Annotated in this window: 1 protein-coding gene; it reads right to left on the bottom strand. The window is 43.6% G+C overall.

All coding sequences use genetic code 11. The annotated features are described in order from the left end of the window. Positions 1–797, bottom strand: a 797-nt coding sequence (locus AC2JBO_RS44985) for a tyrosine-type recombinase/integrase (protein WP_496960096.1), incomplete at its 3' end; no start/stop codon positions are given. Positions 798–1,104: the final 307 nt, after the last annotated feature.

Genomic DNA, 1,104 nt, shown 5'->3' with positions numbered 1-1,104 from the left:
GATAGGGGTTTACCAATGTTGGCTTTAAGAGCGCGCGTTCGTACCATTTTGGCAATACCCGCATCGGTGAGGGGATGACCTGGGGTGTTTAAGTCGAGTGCTACGAATAGAGCGTCACTTGTAGATGCTAATCCTCTAAAGGCCAACCATAAACAAATTGCTTCTTTAGTTTTTGGAGTCAGATCAATTTTCTCTTTTTGACTACCTCTACCTTTACCGAGTATTGATAACCTACTATTGCGACGGTCAAAGTCTCCCATTTTCAAGGCTGCAATTTCACCACGTCGTAAGGCATTGTCCCAAAGTAGGCGCAGTATTGCATAGTCCCTTACTCCCTTCGCGGTGGTTGGGTCACATGTATATAGTATTTGTTTGAATTCTTCGGGTGTAACTCCACTGGTATCTCTGTATTTAATTACTGTCTCGCCCCTAATATCTTCGAGTTTGTAGTTACAAACTCCGAGTAATCTACCTTTGTGAGTTAACGCGCGCAGTGCTGATAGGCGCCTATTTATAGTTGCTTCAGATAATTTCTTTTTAATTAATGCAGCTTTGTACCGCACCACGAATTCAAACGCGCGCGGCTGAGGCAATGCTAAAAACCTAATAATATAGTCAGCGTTTGGCGCCACATCAAATACCGTTTCAAAGAAGTGTCTAATATCTTGGTCGTAAGCTCGACGTGTAGACTCGCTGCGCTTGTCCTCCAATAAGAGCTTTAATACATCCGGCGCCGGAAAATCGTAAAATACCGGGGGCAGAACGTCGTTAGTAACCTTAATAATGCGACTGACCATAGAACTTAGGTGACGATAATAAATCTTTTAGTAACCTATTATCCCCTAAATCTACGTCTATACGTAATATTCCACTCAACACCACTCTACAAAACCCACAGGCGCCGGTTTCACTGATGCTGTTAAAACACACATTTTCATGTTGTCCTTACTTACATAACCTTGGCAATGTTTACCTTGAGATGGTCAAAAGGCAAACTGTACGATTTTACTGTTGTACAGGATGATACAGCTGCTCAGTTTCCTTCCACTCCCACCCAACTGGACGGGGGTCGCGGCTGCGGGTATAACTGATAAACTCAAGGGT

It is taken from the genome of Calothrix sp. CBUCES-K 9914 (assembly GCF_059640475.1).
Note: the sequence above shows the minus strand (reverse complement) of the source record. Positions and strands in the feature narration are given on the sequence as shown.